Here is a 3,920-nt window from a genome sequence, read left to right as displayed (position 1 = left end):
ATACCTACAATCCTGAAGACCCGTTTCAGGATAACCATTCCCATAACCTGGCCGATGTGGCCATGTATTACTGGAAACGGGATTTAAGACCCGACCTCGAAAACCGGGTGCCCACGTCGGCTCGCAACGAAGCCTTCTGGCAGCACATGGTGACCTACGGTGTGGGACTGGGTGTCCAAGGCACCATTGATCCGGAGCAGGCTTTTGCCGCCCTGAGACAATATCAGGAGTACGAGAGGAAAAAGGATGATCCTAACTTTACAGTGGAGCCACCCGGCCCGATCTCTTGGCCTGACCCGCTATGGAACTACCTCAACTGCGGCGACAGCCCTGGCGGCGCCGCCTGCGGCGCACGCATCGATGACCTGCTCCACGCCGCCGTCAACAGTCGTGGCGGCTTCTTCAGCGTGGACAACGCGGAAGACTTCGCCGAAGAACTGGCCAAGGTGCTTGAGGATATCGTAGGCCGCGTGGAGGAGTCGGCCACGTCGGCGGCGGCCAGTTCCGCAGTGCTGCAGGAAGACACCCTGCTATACAACACCGGCTTCCGTTCTGGAGACTGGTCCGGTAGCCTGGAGGCACGATACATTCAGGAAGATGGTACTCCTGCCAAGGACCCATTCTGGGATGCTGAAGAACAACTACGCGCCCCTGGCCGCCCGGCAACTCGCAACATCATCGCCACCAACGGATCTGGATCAGCCTTTGAGTTCCTTTTCGACAACCTTTCTCCAGACCAAAAAAAGGCACTCAACCACTCTCCCGATGGCACTGAGGACGATCTCGGCGCCCAACGGGTAGCCTGGTTGCGCGGCGATGAGAATGCGCATGATGGATTCAGAAGTCGATCGGCATCGGGGAATGCCCGCCTGCTGGGTGATATTGTGAATTCCAATCCCCAGTTTGTCGGTGAGCGCTACGAAGGCTTTGCCAGATTGCTGGGCGCCCCGTCCTATCGCGAGCGGGATCGTATCATTTATCTGGGCGCCAACGACGGCATGCTGCACGCGTTTAATGCCGACAACGGCGAAGAAGTCTTCGCCTTCATTCCCGGAGAGCTGCTCAATCCGGAACCTGGTAATCCCTTCGCGCCCCTGTCACGCTTGATGGACCCGGATTACAGCCATCGGTATTTCGTGGACGGCACACCCGTTATCGAGGAAGCACAGATCGGGGGACAGTGGCGCACGGTGCTGATCGGCACCATGGGTGCCGGAGGTAGAACCGTCTTCGCCCTGGATGTGACGGACCCCTCCAATTTCGACGCCGGCAAAGTGCTGTGGGAGTTCACGGATGATGATCTGGGGTACAACGTCGGCAAACCCCAGGTGACGCGGCTTGCAGACGGCACCTGGGCCGCCATTTTCGGCAACGGCTACAACAGCCAAAGTCATAAGGCCATGCTGTTCGTGGTGAACCTGGCCAACGGCAACATTATCCGCAAGATCGATACCGGCGAAGGCAGCGGCGGCAGCCCCAACGGTCTGGCCGCCCCTCGCTGGACCGACTGGCCGGCCCAGGACGTCAAGGCCTCCTACGTCTATGCCGGAGATTTGCAGGGTAACCTGTGGCGGTTTGACGTTACCGACACCAGCCCTGATGGTTGGTCTGCCGATAAGCTTTTCACGGCCAAGGACGCAGGGGATGCGCCACAACCCATTACCTCGGCACCGGCCATCGCGGTTGCTGAAAACGGTGAGGATCTGATTATTGCCTTTGGTACCGGCAGCTATTTCCGCCAGGAAGACGGTGGCAGTCTCGGCAACCAAGTGCAGAGTCTGTACGGCATCATGGATACCGGTTCCACCGTGTCCGGCCGGAACCAGTTGAGGCAACAGATCATCGAGGAACAGACTGGACACACGGTCGGGGGACAGTCCTACACACTACGCAAACTATCCGCCTTTGACTTGGCCAGTAATCACCGAGGCTGGTACATTGATCTGAACATGGTCTCCGGGGAGCGGGTCATCAACGGCCCCACCCTCCCTCGTACGGTGGAGCAGACCCGCATCCGGTTCACCACCATGATTCCGGACGATGACCCCTGCGGCACGGGTCGCCGGGGGTTCCTGATGGACATTGACCTGTTTTCCGGTGGCCGGTATGTGGAACCCGTTTTCGTTGACGAAGACGGCAATGATCTGTTTGACGAACATGCATGGATGCCCAGTGGCGTGGAATTCGGCACGGGTGAAAACCCCACTACCATCATCGACGGCAGGACAGAGCTGGTCTATTCCGGCGACCCTGAAGAAAAACCGTTGAGAGGGCCTGCGGACGATCTGCCTGGGCGGCAGTCCTGGCAGCAACTCCGCTGAACCCGGCAAGGGGCAGGGACGCCCCTATACCGACAACAGCCGTGGCAGCAGCCATCAGGAAAATCTACCAATGCAAAAATTCAGATACACAAAAGGATTCACCCTGATCGAATTGATGATCGTGGTGGCAATCATCGGCATCCTGGCCAGCATTGCCTATCCTTCCTACACCCGCTATGTGGAACGCACTCAGGTATCCGATGGCAAGACCGCCCTGCTCATGTTGGCTCAACAAATGGAGCGATGCTATACCGCCAGGCTGAGTTACAATAATTGCCCCAACCTGGCGACTGAGTCACCTGAAGGTTTCTATGCGCTAACAGTCAACGCAGATGCGACCACTTTCACCTTGACGGCCACGGGGCAGAAAGGACGCGTCACATCCGGTAGCTGCAATGCGCTGACGATCAATCATTTGGGTGAAAGAACCCCTGCCGGCGATGCATGCTGGTAGCCCCTGTCAATCCGCAACTGCCTGGAGTGAGGCCCCATGACTCTGAAAAATGCCTGTATCAGCAGAATCTCGGGAATCATCTTGGTGCTGGCGCTGGCATCGGTATTGAGTTCACCCGCGGGTGCTGCAGTCCCTGTGGATCGTGAAATCACCGGCAGGCTCGACGCCTGGGATAGCCAGCAGCAATATGTGATTCTGAATGGGCGGCGCTACACAACCATGGAGCATGTTCTGATTCACGGCCTTGACGGCAGCAGGGAGGGAAACAACCTGCGTGGACGACAAGTAACACTGCAGATCGTGGGGGATCAGGTGTATCGGATCATTCTTGCTGATGATCAATGAGGGGATGCGTCAAGCATCGGCGATCACATCGAAACATTAACGAACCCCCGGCTCGCCACCGGGGGTTCCTCAATTAAGGATTAATAAGCCACGCTAACGATACGGCGACGCGCAGACAGAATCCCGAGCATGCCGAGTCCGAAAAGGAACAAGGTTCCAGGCACCGGAACACCAACAACTGGGTTATCCGGCAGATCCACGGAAGCCAGGGTTTCCCCCATCACATAGGAATAACTCAGAACAACGCTATCTCCAGCAAGGAGCGTTCCAATATTGAACGCAAGACCAATGACATTATCTCCATTTCCATCGTCATTTCCCGCAAGGTAAAAGTCAGGATCAGTACTCCATGCCAGGGAAATACCCGTGTTATGCGGGACACTTGAATTGGAATAAAGTCCCAGCGTCAACCCTGTCTGAGGCCCTTGCGAATTGACGAAATCTTCTGCCGGAACCCCATCCGCACCGCGAGAGTTGATGGTATCGAAAGACCCATGAGTATTGACATCGGGATCCGGATCAATGGCTCTTACAAACTTCAGTTCAGAGAGATCAACCAGCGCATTAAAAGTTGTCAGAATGTCGATTCTTTCATAGTCATTATTGAACAAATACTGATGCGAGATATCAAAAAAGCCACCATAGGTTCCTGACCAGGTCACATGGTTTTCAAAACCAGAGCCGGCGCTTGTATCAGTGGGGCCACTGACGGTACCAATCTCCCCTCCAGCATCTTCGGTGTTGTTATTCCCTACCAATCCAAACTGCGCCGACTTCACCCCAAACCCTGGAGTATCCCC

The 3,920-nt window shown here is 56.3% G+C and carries 4 protein-coding genes; 3 read left to right on the top strand and 1 reads right to left on the bottom strand.

The genetic code is table 11. The annotated features are described in order from the left end of the window. The 3 genes from ECTPHS_RS13485 to ECTPHS_RS13475 form a co-directional block, all read left to right on the top strand. Positions 1-2,321, top strand: a 2,321-nt coding sequence (locus ECTPHS_RS13485; RefSeq protein WP_008933318.1) for a pilus assembly protein, incomplete at its 5' end; no start/stop codon positions are given. Between the two features lie 70 nt (positions 2,322-2,391). After that, positions 2,392-2,775, top strand: a complete 384-nt coding sequence (locus ECTPHS_RS13480; protein ID WP_008933317.1) for a type IV pilin protein — start codon at positions 2,392-2,394, stop codon at positions 2,773-2,775. A gap of 36 nt (positions 2,776-2,811) precedes the next feature. Next, positions 2,812-3,120 carry a hypothetical protein gene (locus ECTPHS_RS13475; protein ID WP_008933316.1) on the top strand — a complete coding sequence of 103 codons (309 nt, stop codon included), beginning with the start codon at positions 2,812-2,814 and terminating at the stop codon, positions 3,118-3,120. Between the two features lie 80 nt (positions 3,121-3,200). Here the strand turns inward: ECTPHS_RS13475 and ECTPHS_RS14670 are convergent. Then, on the bottom strand, positions 3,201-3,920 hold a 720-nt coding region (locus ECTPHS_RS14670; protein ID WP_141565370.1), incomplete at its 5' end, for a PEP-CTERM sorting domain-containing protein.

It is taken from the genome of Ectothiorhodospira sp. PHS-1 (genome assembly GCF_000225005.1).
In the GTDB taxonomy this organism is placed as follows: Bacteria; Pseudomonadota; Gammaproteobacteria; order Ectothiorhodospirales; family Ectothiorhodospiraceae; genus Ectothiorhodospira.
Note: the sequence above shows the minus strand (reverse complement) of the source record. Positions and strands in the feature narration are given on the sequence as shown.

What these genes read in the sequence shown, in the direction of transcription:
- ECTPHS_RS13480 (WP_008933317.1), top strand. Translation starts at nt 2,392, where the DNA reads ATGCAAAAATTCAGATACACAAAAGGATTCACCCTGATCGAATTGATG.
- ECTPHS_RS13475 (WP_008933316.1), top strand. Translation starts at nt 2,812, where the DNA reads ATGACTCTGAAAAATGCCTGTATCAGCAGAATCTCGGGAATCATCTTG.